The sequence below is a fragment of the Dialister sp. CAG:357 genome, assembly GCF_000435155.1.
In the GTDB taxonomy this organism is placed as follows: domain Bacteria; phylum Bacillota; class Negativicutes; order Veillonellales; family Dialisteraceae; genus Dialister; species Dialister hominis.
The window spans coordinates 1-20622 of the sequence record NZ_FR896472.1; the positions used below are offsets into that span (position 1 = coordinate 1).

A 20622-nucleotide genomic window follows, 5' to 3' on the forward strand; every position below is an offset into this window, starting at 1 on the left:
CTATAAAAACAACACGAAATGTCCTATAAGCCACAATCGATATCGTCTTCATGGTTTCCCTCTTTTCCTGTTTATCTTATAAGGATAAGACGCAGAGCGCCTTCCTGTCAATCTTCACCTTTCAGAGGCAACAAAAAAGCCCCGGTTTCCCGGAGCTTTCTCGTACGGAACACGGAACAGCTAACAGTAGAACTGACAACTCAAATCCTAAAAAAAGCATACAAGTTTCATGAACTATCATTCACTACATACAATCTAATCCGGAAAGGAGAAAACGCATGTGTTCCGATTTCGCTGCCTTTGCGGCAGTGGTTGGTGAAAGGTCTTCTTACCCTTCAAGTTCATTATAACACTTCACTTATCACATTTCTATATTTCTATCTATCAATCTTTCTTTAACTTGCGAAAGAAATGCAAAAGAAAGAGAAAACGCCATACGTTCTTGAAATAATGTTTCATCCCCGGCTGGCCTTCCCCAACAAAAAAGATGTGAAACCCACAGCGGATTCCACATCTCTTTATTTTTAGTCGTCTTTTCTTTCGTCCCAGTAGTCGACTTTCATGCCGATGGTTTCGGAGGTGAAAGGCGTGCCGTCGTTCTTTGCATAGTGGGCAGCGGCTTTTCTTACGTAGCGGAAACCGAGGTAGAGCATCGGAACGTTGCAGTATACCATGATGATGTTTGCAAGGTCAGAGAATGCCCAGAGGTTCGACAGGTCGTATCCGGCGATGCTGCAGGCAATGCCGAATGCAGTGACGAAGACGCAGAGCAGACGGAGAACGGTGATGAAAGAAGTGGAACTGAAAATACGGTTCCCGGAAATTTCGGAGAAGGTAACGAAGCCCATGACGCAGGTGTATGCGAAGAGGCAGAAGCAGATGGAGACCATGACCATGACGAAGGTCTGCAGGAGATCCGGAGTCAGCGCATGGATGGAGAGCAGGAATTTCGGATAGGTGCCTGCCGCTTTCCATTCTTCAGGATTCAGCGCCCACTGGTGAGCCATGATGATGATGAAGCCTGTCATGGTGCAGATGACGTGGGTATCGAGGAATACGCCGAGAGCGGAAATGATGCCCTGTTCGCACGGATGGTGCGCTTCAGCGGAAGCAGCTGCCATCGTGATGGTGCCCTGGCCGGCTTCGTTCGACATGAGTCCTCTCTTGACGCCCTGCAGAAGTGCAGTACCGAGGACGCCGCCGAAGACAGCTTCCGGCTTGAAGGCGCCTGCAAAGACGGCATGGAAGAAGTACGGAACGCTTCCCAGGTTCGTGAGAATGAGAAGGATGGCCGTGCCGATGTAAATGACTGCCATGACCGGGACAAGGATATCTGCCCAGCGGGAAATACGCTTGATGCCGCCAAACGCCATGAAGGTGATGAATACAAGCAGAAGAATCGACATGACGTAGTAGAATGTCGACTGCAGCGGAATTTCCTCTCCGCCAACGAGCCCGACGATCGAGCCCAGGGCTGTGATGACGTTCAGGCCCTGCGCCGGAAGGCACATGAGCGCGTAGAAGATATAGAGAGCAGACAGAGCCACGCCTACCCATGCCTTATTTCCGCAAAGGCGCCTTGCATAGAAAGGAAGGCCGCCGACGAAGTTGTCGCCGCGTTTTTCCTTGAAAATCTGTGCGAGCGTGCCTTCAGTGAAGGCTGTCGCCATGCCAAAGAAAGCGGAAATCCACATCCAGAAGAGTGCTCCCGGACCGCCGGCAGCAATCGCGCCCGTGACGCCGATCATGTTGCCCGGGCCGACGCGCATAGCCGTCGAAAGGAGGAAGGCCGCCAGAGGAGAAATACCCGTGTGGATGCTTCTTCTCGTGGCAAGGGTCCGCACGCCCGTCATGAACTGGCGGATCTGTACGAATCCGAGGCGAAGTGTGAAATAAATGCCTGATCCCACCAGTACGATGATGGCCAGGGAGAATGACCCCAAGACAGGGATGTCCTTCCAGAAACCGAACATCTTCGGGAAATCCCAGAAGAAGTCAGAAACCGGAGTGACGAAGCTGAGTACTGCATTCAGAGCTGCAAATAAGTTTTCCAATAGCTTCACCCCTCATTTTTTTATTTACAGGGCTCCAGAAAGCCCTTCAGATTACTGCTGTGCGCCAGCTTCTTTGATAGCCAGAGCGAGCTTGTGAGCGAGGCCGTGCATCTTTTTCTTGGAAACGGAGCATACGGCAAGGCGGATGCCCTTCTTCAGCGGAACCATGAATACATGATCCTTTTCAAGGATGTCGCAGACAGCCTGGGAATTGGTGACAGGAATCGTGATGAAGAAACCGGAGATGTAAGGAACGAACTTCACTCCTTCTTTCTGTGATTCTTCTACGAAAATAGCGGCTCTTTCCTGGATGAGCTTGTAGTACTTGGCTCTTTCAGCGTCGAGCTGTTTGATCTTTTCCGGATCCTGGCAGATGCGGATCATTGCATGCTGAGCTGCACTGTTGCAGTTGGACCATGTAGCACGGCTGCTGTACTGGTTGATATCGACGTATTCCTTGATGACGTCTTTGTCAGAGGAAATGCCGATCATAGCGCCCATGCGCTGGCCGTACATCGTGAAGCCCTTGGAAAGGGTGTATGCACAAACGACGAGGATGTTCTTCGGGAGTCCGCCGAATACCTTGAAGAATTCACGGCATTCTTCCTTTTCGCCGCTGTAGTCGAGGTATGCAACGTCAGCAATCAGGATGGCATTCTTTGTTTCATCCTTGGTTGCTTCCTTGAGGACATCGACAGCAGACTGCCATTCAGCCACGGACATGCAGTAGCCGGTCGGGTTGTTGGCAATGCCGTTCAGAATGATGACGATATTGTCCTGTTTCTTCAGGATATCTTCTACATTTTCCTTGAAGGAAGCGGCATTGAAATGGCCGTCGCTTGTCAGGAAGGAGAATGTGCGGACCTTGCGGTTGTTGTCGTCGATCAGGCTGTCATAAGCGCCCCAGTGCCAGTCAGTAATGAGCACTTCATCGCCTGGTTCGGAATAATTGTGCACGACATGGTGCAGGACGCCGGTGCCGCCAGGTGTTGCGCAGGCATCGATGTATCCTTCCGGACGGGACTTGCCGAAGCACTGATCGATACAATCCTTCAGGAATTCATCATAGCCCTTGATCGGAGCATATGCGCAGAATTCCGGCGGTGTCAGGTTCTTCAGTTCCTGCTTGACGACATCAAGAACGACGAGGCTTCCGTCTTCATCAAGAATGGATCCTACTGTGGCATTGGTGACGTTTTCCACGCCGATTTCCTTAGCCAGTGCGATCGCTCTGTTGTTAGCAGCAAAAATGTTGTCTTCTGCGCTCTTTCCTTTTGCATGTGGTGCAGCAATACTGTACATACTTACATCCTCCTCCTAAATAGCTGGTTGCCCGGTCAATGCATTTCCCTCATTTTAGCATGAGAAAACCGCCGCTTCAACGAAAACTGCGGATTTTCCCGCCTCCGGACGCAAAAAAGGCCGCGGCAAATACAATGCCGCGGACACCCTTGTCCATTTCTATGAAGTTACTTTTACATTATAAACCATCCGGCAAAAAAAAAAAAACGGACTATAAGGCTCCATCGTCTTTTTCGGGAGATTTCTTGCTTTTTCTCAGGAAATCTGTATAATTCTGCTAAAATTTCATGGAACGCCTGTACCATACTTGATATCCATGGTATGATAGAGCCAAAACTATTTACCGGAGGAGTTTAAACATGTCCAAAGATCCGAACTTTACTGAAACGGACCTGTTTTCATTTGAAGCGGGCCCTGCGAAACTGAAAAAGTCCCGCAGCAAGAAGGCAGAAGGCGAATCGCCCAAGCCGCGCAGGACAAAGAAATCCATCCCCGCGCCCGCACCAGAGCCCGAGGAAGAAACAGCAGCGCCTGAAGGAGAAACAAAAGCCTCCTCCCTCTGGGCTGACAAATACTGGGAATTCGACATCACCCACCCGTCAGCCGAGATCAAGGACGCCATGAAATCCTCCATGGTCGAGGAAGGCTTCACGAAACGAGAAGCCAACCGCGTCTTCAAAGGACTCACCTTCAAGGAAAAAGTCTTCAACACGAAGCGCCAGGCGAAAGAATACCTGAAAACCATACCGACCACCTACGCCGTCAAGTACAAGATCGGCATCGAACCATCCCCGCAGATGATTTCCCTCGAAAGAAGGCTGAAGGAAAAGCAGGAACGCCTCGCTTCCTACTCCAAGGAGCAGAACGAGAAGAAATTCAGCGCAGACTTCATCACTTGCCCGCACTGCAAATCCCGCGTGAACACCTCCTTCATCCACCCGCCCGTCTGCCCCGTATGCGGAGAAGACATGCGCTCTGATACAGCCGTGAAAACCATCCACTCCCTCGAAGAAGCCGTCAAGGATCTTTCCAAGAGAAGTGAAGACGCTGCAAGAAAACACAACAGCAAATTCACCGGCGGAGAACGCTGGATCATAAGGACAATCAATCCAGTCAAAGAAGAAGAATAAAAAAGGAAACCGCTGCAGGAGAATGTGCCATCATTCTCCTGCAGCGGTTTTTGAGTGGTGCGCTTTCTTATACACCATACAACCGAGCTGCGATTAGCAAAATGAACCCCTTTCGGCGCATTCGCGCCACTTTCCCCTAACGGGGACAGCTAAACCTCGCTTTGCTCATACGAAAGGATATTTTCACCGGTTTCGCAGCTACCCTCCGCTACTGTGAGAGCGGCTATTATCGCCCGTATTTTTACGTTTTCCCTGCATGATAGGCAGCAGGGCATCCTTTATGGCCACTTATTGCGAATCGGTTGCATAGTTTATAATAATCTTCTTTATTTATTTTTGTAAAAGTACTACAATATAAGTAGATATCAACATGTTTCTATGAAAGCGAGGTGGGCAGAAATCTCAAAAAGAATAGGGTTTTACGAAACAAAATGCCCGCCGGCATGTGGTAAGAAAGACATTTAAATATTCAAAGGATTCATTTGAAAACACTTTTTTCCAGTGCTATAATGTGTAAGCGTGATTATTATTATAAACTAAATATAAAGTTATATATATGTTCAAAAAAATAATCAAGTATTCCCAAATCGGTATATAGTTCAATGAAGCTTTAGCTTTCAATGAAAACCGAGCACAGTATCATGAAAGGAAATGATTGGCTTTGTATCGAAACACGTATACTCTGCAGGACATTGCTGAACTTTCCGGATGCATCAAAGCATTCCAGGAAGCTCACCCAACTCCTGCACCCTATCTTTCCATCTCGATTTTCACACACTGGAATGATCCCGCGCTGATCCAGGCAATGACAGACGGGCTCTCAAAAGCATTTCCAAGAGCTGCTATCGCAGGGCTCACGACCGCAGGCGGCATAGAAGACGGACAAATGAATACGGGAAAGACCATCCTTTCATTCATGGCCTTTGACGAAAGTCCTGTCGAAGTGCTGCACTATAATATGAAAGACATGAGCATCAAAGATGCGGCTGAGAAGTGCTTTGAAGTCTGCAGAAACATGAAGGATCTTCGCGCAGTGGAAATCCCGGAAACCCAGCTCACGGGCAATGTAGAGCCCTTCCTGGACGCTATTTCAGCGCTCCCGCCATCCGTTGCAATCTTCGGCGGCGGCGCAGACACGGATGATCTCAATCAGCCATCCTATATCTTTGATAAAGAAGCCATCATGAATGAAGGATTCGTCATCATGCTCTTCAGAGGCACCGTCAAAGTCCTCACCCGTTCGGTACTCGGCTGGCAGCCGCTGGGCCGTCAGGTCACGATTACCGCCATGGACGGCAATATGGTCATCAAGGAACTCGACCATATTGCCGTCAACTTCTATGAGAAATATCTGAAAATCGACCCTTCCGTCGACTTCGACAAGAAGACACTGAGCTTTTCGCTCGTCGTCGAAAAAGACGGTGTCGAACTCGTCCGCCTTCCGATGAGCTGCCACAAAAACGGCTCCCTCGTATTCAACATCGCCCTCCACGTTGGAGACAAGCTCCGCATGGCATACGGCGACCCGAATGAAATCATCAATGGCAGCCGCAGAGTCTTAGGCCGCATCCGCGACTTCGGACCGCAGGGCATGCTCCTCTTCTCCTGCGTCGTCAGAAGATACTATCTGAAAGACGACGTCAACCAGATCCTGAGCGCCTACGAAAGAATCACGCCTGCTGCCGGTGGTTACACCAGAGGTGAAATCGACCGCATCGAAGGCCACGTTTACACGATGAACATGAACCTTGTTTCCGCTGCCTTCCGTGAAGAAACGAAAGACCATAAGAGAACCATCGCAGACATCACCGGTGACCCGTCGCATATGGAAAACGACCCGGCACTGAACCTCGATGACTTCCTCTCCACCGTTCAGTGCCTTGTCTCCTTCATCACCGTCACATCCAAGGAACTGTCCGACGCCTACCAGAAGCTCGCCTTCGTAGCCGGCCACGACAGCCTGACGGACCTTTTGAACAGAGGCCGCATCGAGTGGGTCCTCCGCCACCTCATAGAAGACACCAACAAGACGCACCACACATTCTCAGCCATCATGATTGATATCGACTCCTTCAAGCATATCAACGACACCTATGGACACAGCGTCGGCGAAGATGTACTCATCCGCCTTGCCGACATCATGAAAAGCGGCGTCCGCCCGACCGATTATGCCGGCCGCTGGGGCGGCGACGAATTCGTCATTCTCCTGCCGGACACGGACATCGACCAGTCCGAGAAAGTAGCTGACCGCATGAGAAGAAACTTCGCAGAAGCAGACATCCTGCCAGACGGCAAAGCCGTCACTGCAAGCTTCGGTGTCACCACCTCCTACGAAGGAGAAACACTCGAAAGCTTCTACAGAAGAATGGACAGCGCCCTCTACACCGCAAAAGGTGCAGGGAAGAACCAGGTCATCCTCCTTAGAAGTGAGAAATCTGCAAACAAATAATTGAATAGGAAATAGAAAAGAGCAGCTCTGAAAAGGGCTGCTTTTTTTGCGAGACGCTGAAAACATGCAAAACGAAAAGCTGTCCCTGTTAGGGGACAGTGACGCGCTTGCGCTGAAAGGGGTGCATTTCCTCGAGCGAAGCGAGGTTTGCTTATTTTCCTCAAGGCGTCAGCCTTGGTTTAAGGGTGTAAGAGCTCGCCCCGTAGGGGGAGCTGATGGCCTTTGACCTTGCCCTGGAAGGGAAGGTGCGCCGTATACCAGTTGACACCAGAGGTAGCAACACAAATGTCTCATATGTTAGTGTACGGGGCGGATGAGTTGCATTTCCTCAAGGCGTTAGCCTTGGTTGTATGGTGGTGGCTCGTATACCGATTGACAATGATGGTAAGAGCACAAATGACGCAGAAGTTATTGTACGAGACGGATGAGTTGCATTTCCACGGACGAAGTCCGGTTGTATGTATGGTTTTCAAAAAGGTGCATTTCCACTGGCGAAGTCCGGTCGTATGGTTTTAAACTCGCCTTCCCAGACGGGGAAGGGGAACCGCTTCGCGGTGGATAGGGTTGATTCCCACGCAGCAAAGCTGCGGTTGTAAGGTTTTATTGTTCTCCCCCTCTCCTAACTCCGCTTCTCCCATGGTACAATCAAAAGAAAAGGAGTGAAAGCCATGCTCATCCCATACACCGCCCCAAGGGCGACCTTCCAGAAAGAACTGGAAATCAAGAAATCCATCTTCCTGGCCGCCCTCATCCCCGTCAAAAACGAAGAAGAAGCCCAGGAAGCCATCGCGAAAATGAAAAAAGAAAAGAGAGACGCCACCCATAACTGCTCCGCCTACCGCATCGGAACCGAGAGAATCTACGAGAAATCCAGCGACGACGGCGAACCCCAGGGCACAGCCGGCCATCCCATGCTGCACGTCCTCCAGATGAACGAACTCACGAACACCCTCGCCATCGTCACCCGTTGGTTCGGCGGCATCAAACTAGGCGCCGGCGGCCTCACCCGGGCCTACACCCAGTCCCTCGCCGACGCCGTCAAAGAAGCCGACCTCGTCCGCTACACCCCGCACGAAAAATACACCGTCTCCTTCCCCTACACCACAGCCGGCGCCTTCGAAAACCACATCAAAGGCACCGACATTATCGTGAAAGACCGACAATTCTCCGACAAAGTCACCGTCACCTTCCTCACCCTCCCAGACAAAGCCGAAACCCACACCCGCTGGCTCACCGACGCCACAGGAGGAAAAGCAGAAATCCAGAACGACGGAGAAGAATACGTGATGATGGAAGTGGAGAGGGAGTAAAAGGAAAAGCTGTCAAAGTGAGTCTCACTTTGACAGCTTTTTGCATGTAAACCATGGCTACACTATTTCGTTAGTGCCAATAAAACAATAGCTTCCGTACAATACGTGATTGATTCGTTAGACTTTATAGCTTCCTGTAGCGAACCACAAAACCCTTTCAGCTTCTTCGGGAATGTTTCTGCCCAATAAAACTATGGCGGCCTCGCGTTTATCATTGAACATATAGTCCTTTACAAACACGTTATTCTTTACATAACCTTTATCTATAAGTTTCTTTCTAAGGCTATGATACCTATTTTCTATTAATATAGATTCAATCCTAGCGAAACCAGCCCCTTTATGGACAAGAAAACCTCCATAAATATTAGAACCTGTCGCATGAATCCAAGAACCCTTTAAATGCAATACATCCTTTTTTAAATCAGATGATTGACTGTTTTTATCAGGACTAATGACTGCCACCTCGGACTTGGAATTTTCAGGATCCTCAAACATTAAAGTCTCCTGGTACAATTTTCTCGATGGCAAAGAGGATCGGTCTGTTTCATTATCCTTCGCCTGGATTATCACTGACGTATCCACCAGATTATCTACCACCTCAGGCTTGGAATCTTCAGCAATCCACAAAGTCTCCGCAACTTTTTCGGAAACGTGTCTGCCCAATAGAACTATAGCAGCCTCATATTTGCTTTTGAACACATGGTTCTTAACAAATACATTATTCTTTACACAACCTTCATTTAAAAGTTTCCTTCTAAGGTCATGATACTTCCTTGCTATTGCTCTAGCTTCAGCCCCAGAAAAATCAGCCTTTTCATGAACAAGAAAACCTTCGTCGACAATAGAACCTGTCGCCTGAATCCAATCATCATTTAACCGGTACACTACTGTCTCATCTTTGCTATCTGTCGGCAATGGGTTATTAACTTCATTGGCAGAGGCTGCTTTACCATCTTCACCTTCTCCATTTGGAATAGTCCCTAATTCTTTCGTTGGTTCTGTATTCTCATTATCCTGTGGCTGGCTTGTCACCGCTGTATCTATCAGATTATCTGCCACCTCAGGCTTGGAATCTTCAGCAATCCATAAAGCCTCCGCAGTTCGTTCGGGAATGTTTTTGCCCAATAAAGCCATAGCGGCCTTGCGTTTGTCGTTAAACCGATAGTCCTTAATAAACACGTTATTCTTTACATAACCTTCATTTAAAAGCTTTCTCCTAAGGACATAACACCACATTGCCAGTGATAGATCTTCATGATACGAAAACTTAGCCCCTTTATGAACGAGAAAACCTCCCTCAACAATAGAACCCGTCGCATGAATCCGATCATTGTTCAGTTGGTACAATACCACCTCAGCTTTACTATCTGCCTGCGATGGGTTACCAACTTCACCATCAGTAGCTGCGTTACCACCTTCATTTCCTCCATTTGGAACAGTCTCTGATTCCTTTGTTTGGTCTGTATTTTTATTATCCTGCGACAGATTTATCACTAAAGTATCCGTTAGATTATCTGCTACCTTAGTCTTTGGATTTCCTGCATCCCACAAAGTCTTTGCAGCTTTTCGACTAACCATTCTGCCCAATAAAGCTATAGCAGCCTCGCGTTTATCGTTGAACACATAGTCCTTTACGAACACGTTATTCTTTATATAACCCTCATTTACAAGTTCTCTCCTAAGGACACGATACTCTATTGACAGTGAAAGAGTTTCATGGCCTGTAAATTCCGTACCTTTATGAACGAGGAAACCTCCATCGAAAACAAAACCTGTCGCATGAATCAAATCATCGCCCAACCGGTACAATACTGTCTCATCTTTAATGTCTGTAGATGATTGCCTGCCAAAACCACCGATAGAGGTTGAGTTTCCATTTTCGTTATAACCTCGTCTTCTTAATTTTATTCTCAATTTCTTTATAGCTTTTATTTCAATCTGTCTAACTCGTTCACGTGTAACATTTAATATTTGTCCAACTTGTTCAAGTGTCTTTGGTTCTTCATAAAATCCATTTCTTTCCATAAGAACTAGCTTTTCTTTAGCGGATAGACGCTTTAACTGATTGTTCAGTACTTCTGTTGAAGTCAGTCTTGACACAGTTTCGTACACTTCATCACCGTCGGATATTGCATCTTGTGATATAGAAGCTAAATATACATCCTTATCTATCGGCTTCTGTGTACATGCACTCTCGCATAATCCTTCATAATTTTCATCCGGGGTTACTAATTTAATGATACTTTGGGAGTGTAAAATAGTTTGTGTAAATCGGTATTGCATGAATCTATGGTTTTTAATGGTCATTTCCCAGGCCGCAGGCCGGCTGTATGGTTTTTCATGGTTTCTCTCCGCTTCGGCAGCTCCGCTAAAGTGCCAAGGTACGCTTTCCAGTCAATAGGCTCTTTTCTTATAAAAACCATAAAACCTCGCGTTGCTCGATGAAAAAAACACACGACCTCGCTGCGCTTCCCCATCAAAAAAAGCTGTGCAAAATGATTTCTCATCTTGCACAGCTCTTTTATTTCACAGCTTTACTCAAGAACTGAAAGGATTACCAGTTTCTGAATTTAGCCGGCGGATCATAGAGTCCGCCAGACCAGTCAACGAGGTCCTTCATGTTCTTAGCAGCCAGCAGATCTCTGGTTGCTTCAGCCGGGTTGACACCGAGGTCTTCCGGAAGTTTTACGATGCCTTCCTTGCGGAGTTTCTTGGTGATTTCCGGATCTTCGAGTTTGCCTACTTCTGTCTTGCCTGCTACAGCACGGATAGCGTTCATTCTTTCTTCCATGTTGTGGCACTTGTGGAGGTAAGCGATACCTACTTCGGATACGATGTGGGTCAGGTCATCAGAGTAGATCATGATTGGTTCCAGATCCAGGTTTGCGTTCTTCTGCAGAGCTACAGCGTCAAGCTGTTCTACGAAGCCCGGGAAGCCTTTTTCGGAAACGGTGGTGATCATCTGAACAACCAGCTTCTTGCCGCGGTTTCTGTCGCCCATGAGTTCATAGCGGTTAGCTACTTCTTCGCCGGCTTTCTTCCAAGCTTCGGTTACATGACGACGGCCTTTAGCATCGCAGCCCATGTTCGGAGCGCCGCCGAAGCCTGCTACGTTGTTCTTTGTAGCGGTGGAGCTGTTGCCGAAGCGGTCGATCTGCATGGTGGAGCCGATGAACATATCAGCTGCATAGTGGCCAGCTGCCTGTGCGAATGCACGGTTGGAACGCATGGTACCGTCCGGTCCGATAGCGAAGATGTCGGAACGAGCTTTGATGTATTCTTCCATACCTACTTCGGAACCGAAGGAGTAGATAGCCTGTGCCCAGCCAGTTTCGATAGCCGGAATCAGGGTCGGATGCGGATTCAGTACCCAGTGGGTGCAGATCTTGCCGCGCAGGCCGAGATTTTCAGCGAAGGTCGGGAGAATCAGTTCTACAGCAGCGGTATCAAAGCCTACGCCGTGGTTCAGAACCTTTACGCCGTATTCAGCATAGATGCCTTTGATAGCCATCATAGCTTTGAGGATACGTTCGTTGGTGATCTTTGCCGGGTCGCGGGTGAACAGCGGGTTCAGCATGTAAGGTGTCGGGCTTTCGATGACATAGTCAACCCAGTCAGCCGGGATATCGACTCTTGGCAGTTTGTCAACAATCTTGTTGACCTGGAAAATTACGATGCCCTGGTTGAATTTGGTTGCTTCAACGATAGCTGGTGTATCTTCAGTGGAGAAACCGGTGTAGATGTTGCCTTCAGCATCAGCTGCATCAGCGGTAACGAGGGAAACTCTCGGTACCAGGTCGATGAAGTAGCGGGAGTACATTTCCAGATAAGTATGGATAGCGCCGAGTTCTACGCCGCCGTTCTGTACCATCTGAGCCAGACGTTTGCCCTGGCTTCCTGCATATGCGAAATCAAGTTTGTGAGCGATGCCCTTTTCGAAAACATCGAGATGTTCCGGAATGGACAGGGTGGACTGGATCATATGAAGGTCATGAACCTTGGTCGGATCTACTTCGCAAAGCTGTTTTGCGAGGAAATCAGCCTGTTTCTGGTTATCGCCTTCGATATTGACTTTGTCGCCTGGACGGAGTACTGCTTCGAGGAGTTTTACGGTATCTTCAGCAGCTACGATTTTGCCCTTAGCGTATGCAGAACCATCTTTCAGTCTTGCAGCGGTGTCTTCGCCTCTGGTGTTCCAGTTTTTCGTGCTTGGTTTGATTTCTAACATCTTCTCAATCCTTTCTATACACAATAAACATAAAAACAAATGAATGACAGGTTTTTCATTGCTCTTGCCCCTTATTATTATAGTACAGCTCTTACGCCCGCGTCTGTAAAAGTTACGTCAGCCGGCGCATGAGTTAACCAAAGATCCGGCGCGGGAGCTGCGTCAGACCTCTGTTAAATCACATTGTTGGTTCGGATTAACCGAAGATCATCTGAGTCAGGAAATAGAATACAGATGGGAAGAGCAGGCAGCCGAGGCCGGTGTAGAATGTTGCTGTCATAGCTGCGTATGGAACGAGCTTCGGATCAACAGCAGCCATACCAGCAGCGGTGCCGGAAGTGGTGCCCATGATGCCGCCGAATGCCATAGCAGACTGCGGGTTGTCAAGGCCGAAAATCTTAGCAACGAACGGAGTTACGACCATAACGAGTACGGACTTAACAACGCCAGCTGCGATGGAAATAGCGATAACTTCAGAAGAAGCACCGAGTGCTGCGCCGGTAACAGGTCCTACAACGAATGTTGCAATGCCTGCGCCGATGGTTACCAGATCGATTGGATCAGTGTATCCCAGCGGATAAGCAACAGCGAAGCCTGCGAGCAGGCAGATGAATTCACCGATGAACAGGGACAGAACGCCTCTTACACCGATTTTTTTGATTTCTTCCAGGTCAGCACCGAATGCGGTGGAAACGATGGCGAAATCTCTGAACATAGCGCCGCCTACGAGGCCCATGCCTGCGAAGAGCGGAACGTCAGCGATACCTTTGTGGCCTCCGGTCATTGCACCGCCGATATAAGCGAGAACCAGACCGAAGAAAATAGCGATAGCACTGCCGTGGATACGGCCATGAGTCAACTTCCCAATTTTGTAAGCGAAATACATGATGATACCAAGAAGCATAAACGAGAAGACCATGCCGTTTGAATTGAACAGTTTTGTTGCAATAGCTACAATATCCATGTTGTTACCTCCTTTTCTTTTCTAGAATTATTTCTTGTCTTCCGGTTTTGCTGCAGATACTTCTGCGGATGGCTGTTTCTTAGCCAGTACCGGAATCAGGAGGAAACCAACTGCTACTGCCAGAGCGCCGCCTGCGAGTGCGACTACGCCGCCGCTCAGTGCAGCTGCTACGTTCTGGATGGAGCTCATTGCTACGACGATCGGAATGTACATAGCGGACCAGAATTTGATACCCTGTTCTTCTGGTTCCTTCATGAGACCTTTCTTCTGTGCCCAGGTGGAGATGATGATCAGGAACAACATAGCGAAACCTACGCCGCCGATGTTAGCCTTGACCCCCAGAACAACGCCCAGCATGTCGCCGATCAGGTTGCCGACCATGAAGCAGCCTGCCAGAAGAGCAACACCATAAATAATCATGAAAATCCCTTCCTTTCTTTACTCGTACAGTTTTCTGTACATGAATTTACTCTATAACAGCCTTCTCTTCCCAGAAGGCTACGAGCCAGAATCAATTCACCCCTTTCGGGAAATCCGCCTCTCGCGCACCACCCGAAAGATTTGGTATAATGGTAGTAATATATGCGCATAAGACACAGATATTCCATTGAATTTCATCGGTTACAGTATATAGGAAATGTAAAGTCACTTCTCTATTTTTGCGATAAGATGCAAGTACAAAAGGGTAAGATGCAAGACGGGTAAGATGCAGATATTCGTGGTTGAGATGCAATTATCCGTTAATTACATCATAGATAAAACACTTATAGAAAAATCTGCATTGACCGGAACTTCTTGAGAAAGTGGTTATTAATCCCATTTTGTAATACATGCTGAATAATCTATGATTCTTTGCACATACATAAGGTATTAATTATAATATACTTATTCCCGGAGGTGGCCTTCATCGCACTTTTCGGGCAAAATACACCGCTTACTTGATTTAGCATTTTGAGGTGACAACATGGAACCTAATTGGATCATAGGGATCCAGCATGTCTGGTTTGGCATATCCTTATTCCTTCTGCTCCTTCTCCTCATCTGCCGCACCTCCTTCTTCAGGCAGGCCATCACGGCAAAGGAATTCACAAGGCAGCAAATAGGAATTTTCATCATACTATTCTCTGTCATAGGACTCTGCGGGACGTACTGGAACGTCAGAGCCGGAGGCGGGATCATCAATTTCAGAGCCGTCGGGATCATCCTCGGTGGCTTCGTCGGAGGACCGATCGTAGGGACGGCCGTCGGCACCATCGTCGGCATCCACCGCGCCTTCTTCATCAATACGGATTCCTCCTTCATCCACGGCGGACTCTCCATCATCCAGGGCATCGCGGCAGGATTCCTCTCCTACCGTCTGAAGCATCACTACCACAATCTCTGGTTCTGGTCCTTCCTCTATGCGTTCATCCTTGAATTCCTCTTCTGGATTTTCTTCGCCTTCCTCACCTGGCCGACGACCACGACATATCCGGTGAACTTCTTCCACCTGTCGCTTCCGGTTATCGCGACAAACACGATTGCCGTCAGCATCTTCTACCTGGCCATGGAATTCTTCATCCACCAGAGAGACTCCGAAAAGACACAGACGACAAAGAGCACCTTCAATGCCGTCATCACACTTTTCTCGACACTTCACGACGGATTCAAATCCTTCTCCGTCGCGCGCGTCACGGAAATCATGACGACATCGCTCCCCAGCCTCATCTGGGCCGCCATCTTATATAATGATCAGATTTATACAAGAACCAATTATAAAGACGACGCCGACAAGAACCAGGGCGATGCGGAAATCGCGATACTGAAACTGCAGCACTCGCTTCCTGACCTCCCTCACCTCATCACCCTTCCCGTCAAGTACAAGGGCAAAGTCGTCGGCTCCATCTTCGCCGCCAAATCCAAAGGAGACACCTTCACCAATACAGGCACCGAATTCCTTCACGGCATCTGCCACATCCTCGAATCCATCTACGAGTCCGAGAAACTGAAGGAAGAGGAAAACCTGCTGGCCGAAGCGGAAATCCGGGCCCTCCAAGCGCAGATCAATCCGCATTTCCTCTACAACACACTAAACACCATTTCCTACTACGTCCGAAGCGATCCGGAAACAGCCAGACGCCTCATCCAGTACCTGTCCGACTACTTCCGCCACAGCCTCAACAACCCGTCCAAGCTCATCCCCCTTTCTGAAGAGCTTCACGTCATCGAGTGCTACACGGAACTCGAAAGAGCCCGCTTCGGCGACCGTCTCCAGATCGAATACGACTTCCCGAAAGACAAGCTCGACGACATCATGGTCCCGCCCCTTCTCCTTCAGCCCCTCGTAGAAAACGCCGTCATCCACGGCATCTTCAAACGTCCTGAAGGCGGGCAGATCAAAGCAGGCCTCATCGAGCATGACGACCACTACAAGATCTACGTCTACGACACCGGCGTCGGCATCGCAAGAGCCAAGAGAAAGAGACTCCTCCGCGATCACAAACGCCGCGACCACATAGGACTCATCAACGTCCACCAGCGCCTCATCTCCCTCTTCGGAGAACGAAGCGGCCTCCACATCATCAGCCGCAAAGGAAGAGGCACCCTCGTCTTCACGAACATTCCGAAAGTCACCGCTGAAGAAGAAAAAGCAGCCGAACAGGCCGAAGCTGAAGAAAATGCAGCCATGAACCTTTCACCAAATCCCACAGTCTGAAACAGAAAAGGAGCCTTTGAACCATGCAAGACATACGCGTCCTGGTAGCCGATGACGAAATCCCTGCCAGAGGAGAACTGAAATACGAACTCGCGACCATTCCCGGCGTCCAGATCGTCGGAGAATGCAAGAACGGAAAAGAAGTCCTCGACTTCCTGAACGTCCACCCGAACGTAGACATCCTCTTCCTTGACATCGAAATGCCCTTCATGAACGGCCTCGAATGCGCCAAGGAAATCCAGAGAAGAGACTATCCCGTCAAAATCGTCTTCGCCACAGGCTACAGCCAGTTCGCCGTCCAGGCCTTCGATCTCGAAGCCTTCGACTACATCCTGAAACCCTACGATGAAAAACGCATCCAGAGAACCATCAAAAGATACGCAGACAGCCTCGAACTCCGCGAAAACCACCGCTCCCCGGGAGAAATCATCAACACCTCCCAGCGCATCTCCCTTCAGACCAAGGACAAGACAGTCATGATCTCCCCCGCACAGGAAATCATCATCATCTCCACAGAAAAATCCGACCGCTCCCTCTTCTACACCACCAGCGGCATCATAGAATCCAGGATGGCCCTAAGAGACGCCGAACAGCTCCTCGCGCCCCACGGCTTCTTCCGCACCCACAAAGGCTACATCGTAAACCTTGCCATGATCCAGGAACTAGAAAGCCAGGACAACGGCACCCTCCTCCTCACCATGAACTACTTCCCCAAGGAAAAAGTTCCGGTATCCAGACACTACATCAAAGACTTCAAAAACACGCTGCATATATCTTAAAAAAATACAGAAAAGGCAGGAGTCCAAGCTGTGGTATGAATTCCTGAAATTCTATCGTCCACACTTCAGAAGGCAATACATAATCGGGCAATTTATCGCTGACTTCTACTGTCCAAAAGCGAAACTCATCATCGAACTCGACGGATCCCAGCACTACTCAGATTTCGGACTGAAATACGACCAGTGGCGCACCAAAAAACTGAAAATCCAAAACAACTGCGTCCTGCGTTATACCAATTGGGATTTGGTTAAATACTTTGACTCCGTATGCGACCAAATCGACTACATTACCATTGAACGTCTGAAAGAACTAGGCCACGAAGACCTCGTTCCGAAGGAAATATGAAAACAAGGGAAACTGCATCTCTTTTAAAAACCATAAAACCAGCCTGCGGCTGAGAAACTGCACCTCCTCAGTCGACTCCGTCGCCAGCTCCCCCGTGGGGAAGCCTAAAGCATGACAATCCCGATGTACCAGTTGAGCATCAAATGAGAATATCGGCAAGCGGGCCAACCGAAAGTTGCCCACACAGCGGGAGGCCGCACCGTTAGACGACGAAAACTGAAGTTCCACGCGGCAAGGCCGCGGTTGTATGGTTTTGAAGGGAACATCCTCGCAAAATATGGGAATACCGGCAAGCGGACTAGCCAAAAGCTGCCTCCACGGAGGAAGTGGCGCCGTTAGGCGACGAAAGAGGTGAAGTTTCCTCGCGGCCTTGCCGCGGTTGTACGGTTTTGTGGGAAGGATTCCCACACGAAAAGGAGGGCCTCGATGGCTCTCCTTTTCGTATTTCGTATTTCTTATTTCTTATTCCTTATTCTTCCCTATTTCATTCCCCCAGTACTGCTTCAACGGCTTCCTTGCAGAGTGCGACGCCTTTGTCAAGGTCTTCTCTGGAGATGTTGAGCGGCGGGTTGAAGTAGATGACGTCACCCATCGGACGGAGGACGAGGCCTTTGGCCATGGCTTTACGGAAGACATGCCAGCCGATTCTCTTTTCAGCCGGGAAGGCTTTCTTTGTGGCCGGGTCTTCTACGAGTTCGATGGCGTTGATGAGGCCGATGTGGCGGATTTCGCCTACGTTCTTATGATGGCCGAGGGCTTTCATGAGTTCTTGGTGGAGGTACTTGCCGTCTTCGTTGACTTTGTTTAGGATGTGATCGCGTTTCATGATTTTCAGGACTTCGAGGGCGATGGCGCAGCCCATCGGGTTGCCTGCGTAGGTGTGGCTGTGGACGAAGGCTTTGTGAGTGCCGTAGTCGTCGTAGAAGGCGTCATAGACTTTGTCGGTGGTGACGGTGATGGACATCGGCATGTAGCCTGCAGTGAGGCCTTTGGATGTACAGAGGATGTCCGGGCTGACGCCTGCGTGTTCGATGGCAAAGAGTTTGCCTGTGCGGCCAAATCCGGCTGCGATTTCGTCGTCGATGAGGAGCACGCCGTACTTGTCACAGAGTGCACGGAGTTTTGTCAGGTAGGCCGGCGGGTACATTCTCATGCCGGCAGCGCCCTGGAGGACTGGCTCTACGATGCAGGCTGCGGTTTCCTTGCCGAATTTCTCGAAGGCTTCTTCTGCGCTTTCGAAGCATTCGATATTACATGTCTCTCTTGTCTTGCCGTACGGGCAGCGGTAGCAGTCAAGGCCTTTGAAATGGATATTGTCCATGAGGAGCGGATGGAAAATGCCTGCGTAGTCGTCCATGGAGCCGACGGAAAGGGCGCCGATGGTTTCACCGTGGTAGGAGGAATCCAGGCACATGAATTTCTGTCTTTCCGGATGGCCGGTCTGGTTGTGGTACTGGTATGCCATCTTCATGGCCGCTTCGACAGCAGAGGAACCATTGTCGTGATAGGTGAATTTTGTGAGTCCCTTCGGCAGGAGCTCAGCAAGTTCGCGGGAGAGCTCGATAGCCGGCTTGTGGGAGAAGTTCGTGAAGATGACGTGTTCGAGTGTGTTGATCTGACGCTTCAGCGCTTCGTTGATTTCCGGATTGCAGTGGCCGAGGAGGTTGCACCACCAGGAGGAAATGATGTCGAGGTAAGGCTTGTCTTCGGTGTCATAGAGGTAGACGCCCTTGGCATGGTCGATGACGACCGGAGGAAATACTTCGTTGTCTTTCATCTGCATGGCGGGATGCCAGATATATTTTTTGTCTTCTGCCTGCCAGTCAATTTTTTTAGTCATTGGATTCTCCTTTTCCTTTTCATAAGCGGTGTACGGCCGCCGGAATATTTACGCTTCGTCGAAGCAGTCTGCCAGTACTTTCGGATCGCAGGTGAGGATCTCGTCCCCTCTCTTGACCTTGGCAATGACAGGAACGCCGGACATTTCTTCAATCATCTTGATATTGTCCTCTTCCATCACGCCGCCCTTCCAGTTATTGAGGATGACGCCCTTCACCGGGATGCCGCGCGCTCTGGTGTATTCGATCGTCGTGACGACATGGTTGATCGTGCCAAGGCCGGCGTCTGCAATGACGAGGACCGGAAGCTTCAGCATCCTGATGATGTCTGTCAGGTCGATCTTTGCTTTTTCATCGCGGCGGATCGGGCATGCAATGCCGCCGGATCCTTCCATGACGACGTAGGGAAATTTCTCCGTCACGCGTTTCCATGCTTTCTCGACGACAGGAAGCTCGACCGGATTTCCTTCCATCTGTGCTGCCAGATGCGGAGAAACGGCATGCTGGTAGAGATAGGAAAGAATCATGTTTTCCGGTTCATTGATGTCCGCGAACTTGTTGACGAAGCCCGCATCCGACGCAGCGACCGTGGGTGCTCCGCTGATGGCCGCCTTGTAGTAGCCTGCGTCATAGCCCGACTTTCTCAGCGTCTTGACGATCAGCGCCGTCACATACGTCTTGCCGATATCCGTGTCCGTTCCTGTAATAAAAAGTCCTTTGCTCATTTCATGCTCCTTCTTTCGTTGAAATTACCGGATGAAATCCCCGGCTGCTCTTTCGAGACGCCTTGCCATGACAGCCGCCAGAAGGCAGAGACAAATGTCCCCCGGCACCGCCAGAATGAAGCAATACAGCACGACCGGCCAGATGCCGATCGGTGTTCCAAGGTAGAAATTATTGATGATGTAGACATACACCATGCCGAAAAGATAGACGACCAGAAGCCCGGAAAGGTTTGCCAGAAGAATCTGTCCAAACGATTTCCCGCCCGTGATCTCGCGGATCCTGCCCGTCACCCAGGCGCCCGCGATGAATCCGATGAGGTAGCCGAACGTTGGCTGGAAGATGTAAGAAGGACCTCCTCCTTCCGTGAAGACCGGCACGCCTGAAAGGCCCAGAAGGACGTACAGCCCGACGGAAAGCGCGCCTCTCCTGCTCCCCAGGATCAGCCCTGCCAGCGTCGTGAAGAGAAGCTGCAGCGTGAAGGGACAAACCGGAACCGGTATGCGGATGAATGCGCCGATTGCCGTCAGCGCCGTGAACAGGCCGAAGAGCACGATTTCCTTCGTCCTGCCCTGTTCTGCTGTCATGTTCTTTACCATCCTGCCTCCAATTGTTCTTCGTCTAAAATAAATCGGTTAACAACATCTTTATGATATAACAACTGTATTCCCGTTTCAACGTTTACAATTCATTTTTAGCAATAGAAAATTGGGCTGTGACAAAATCCGTTAAAACTCTGCTTTCCCTTTTCTCGAGCGAAGCGAGGTTTGAGGGTGTTAACCTTGCTCCGAAAGGAGAAGTCCT

At 49.5% G+C, this 20622-nt stretch carries 15 protein-coding genes; 6 read left to right on the forward strand and 9 right to left on the reverse strand.

Features of this window, described 5'->3' with window-relative positions:
- Positions 1-524: 524 nt before the first annotated feature.
- Both M3200_RS08865 and M3200_RS08870 read right to left on the reverse strand, forming a co-directional pair.
- Positions 525-2054: an alanine/glycine:cation symporter family protein gene (locus M3200_RS08865; protein ID WP_022383166.1), complete on the reverse strand. Its 1530-nt coding sequence runs from the start codon at positions 2052-2054 to the stop codon at positions 525-527.
- 51 nt (positions 2055-2105) lie between these two features.
- The gene (locus tag M3200_RS08870) at positions 2106-3356 is read right to left on the reverse strand and encodes a pyridoxal phosphate-dependent aminotransferase (protein WP_022383167.1); all 1251 of its coding nucleotides are present in this window, start codon (positions 3354-3356) and stop codon (positions 2106-2108) included.
- Between the two features lie 359 nt (positions 3357-3715).
- Here M3200_RS08870 and M3200_RS08875 point away from each other — a divergent pair, with 359 nt between their 5' ends.
- From M3200_RS08875 to M3200_RS08885, 3 genes are all read left to right on the forward strand, one after another.
- Entirely contained in the window at positions 3716-4486 is a 771-nt protein-coding gene (locus M3200_RS08875; RefSeq protein WP_022383168.1) for a transcription initiation factor IIE subunit alpha family protein, read from the forward strand.
- 661 nt (positions 4487-5147) lie between these two features.
- On the forward strand, positions 5148-6935 hold the full coding sequence (locus M3200_RS08880; protein WP_288178261.1) for a sensor domain-containing diguanylate cyclase: 1788 nt from the start codon (positions 5148-5150) through the stop codon (positions 6933-6935).
- 668 nt (positions 6936-7603) lie between these two features.
- Positions 7604-8245, forward strand: coding sequence for a YigZ family protein (locus M3200_RS08885; RefSeq protein ID WP_022383170.1), 642 nt, complete (start codon positions 7604-7606; stop codon positions 8243-8245).
- Between the two features lie 117 nt (positions 8246-8362).
- On the opposite strand, the gene M3200_RS08890 is transcribed toward M3200_RS08885, so the two are convergent.
- The 4 genes from M3200_RS08890 to madL form a co-directional block, all read right to left on the reverse strand.
- Complete coding sequence (locus tag M3200_RS08890) at positions 8363-10552, reverse strand: DUF4357 domain-containing protein (protein ID WP_022383171.1); 2190 nt, start codon at positions 10550-10552, stop codon at positions 8363-8365.
- Between the two features lie 247 nt (positions 10553-10799).
- The gene (gene mdcA, locus M3200_RS08895) at positions 10800-12473 is read right to left on the reverse strand and encodes a malonate decarboxylase subunit alpha (RefSeq protein ID WP_022383172.1); all 1674 of its coding nucleotides are present in this window, start codon (positions 12471-12473) and stop codon (positions 10800-10802) included.
- Between the two features lie 196 nt (positions 12474-12669).
- On the reverse strand, positions 12670-13437 hold the full coding sequence (gene madM, locus M3200_RS08900) for a malonate transporter subunit MadM (RefSeq protein ID WP_022383173.1): 768 nt from the start codon (positions 13435-13437) through the stop codon (positions 12670-12672).
- Between the two features lie 27 nt (positions 13438-13464).
- The gene (gene madL, locus M3200_RS08905) at positions 13465-13857 is read right to left on the reverse strand and encodes a malonate transporter subunit MadL (protein ID WP_022383174.1); all 393 of its coding nucleotides are present in this window, start codon (positions 13855-13857) and stop codon (positions 13465-13467) included.
- A gap of 544 nt (positions 13858-14401) precedes the next feature.
- Here madL and M3200_RS08910 point away from each other — a divergent pair.
- Genes M3200_RS08910 through M3200_RS09525 form a run of 3 tightly spaced genes read left to right on the forward strand, consistent with a single transcriptional unit; the run spans position 14402 to position 17257 of the window.
- Positions 14402-16132, forward strand: coding sequence for a histidine kinase (locus tag M3200_RS08910; protein WP_022383175.1), 1731 nt, complete (start codon positions 14402-14404; stop codon positions 16130-16132).
- A gap of 23 nt (positions 16133-16155) precedes the next feature.
- Positions 16156-16911 carry a LytR/AlgR family response regulator transcription factor gene (locus tag M3200_RS08915; RefSeq protein ID WP_022383176.1) on the forward strand — a complete coding sequence of 252 codons (756 nt, stop codon included), beginning with the start codon at positions 16156-16158 and terminating at the stop codon, positions 16909-16911.
- Positions 16912-16939: 28 nt separating this feature from the next.
- On the forward strand, positions 16940-17257 hold the full coding sequence (locus tag M3200_RS09525; protein WP_353867225.1) for an endonuclease domain-containing protein: 318 nt from the start codon (positions 16940-16942) through the stop codon (positions 17255-17257).
- Between the two features lie 484 nt (positions 17258-17741).
- Here M3200_RS09525 and bioA read toward each other — a convergent pair whose 3' ends face one another.
- From bioA to M3200_RS08930, 3 genes are read right to left on the reverse strand one after another with little or no spacing between them, the layout of a single operon-like run.
- Positions 17742-19097, reverse strand: a complete 1356-nt coding sequence (gene bioA, locus M3200_RS08920) for an adenosylmethionine--8-amino-7-oxononanoate transaminase (RefSeq protein ID WP_022383177.1) — start codon at positions 19095-19097, stop codon at positions 17742-17744.
- 48 nt (positions 19098-19145) lie between these two features.
- Positions 19146-19820 carry a dethiobiotin synthase gene (bioD, locus tag M3200_RS08925; protein ID WP_022383178.1) on the reverse strand — a complete coding sequence of 225 codons (675 nt, stop codon included), beginning with the start codon at positions 19818-19820 and terminating at the stop codon, positions 19146-19148.
- 24 nt (positions 19821-19844) lie between these two features.
- A complete protein-coding gene (locus M3200_RS08930; RefSeq protein ID WP_022383179.1) occupies positions 19845-20417 on the reverse strand; it encodes a biotin transporter BioY in 573 nt (190 codons plus the stop codon).
- Between the last annotated feature and the right edge of the window lie 205 nt (positions 20418-20622).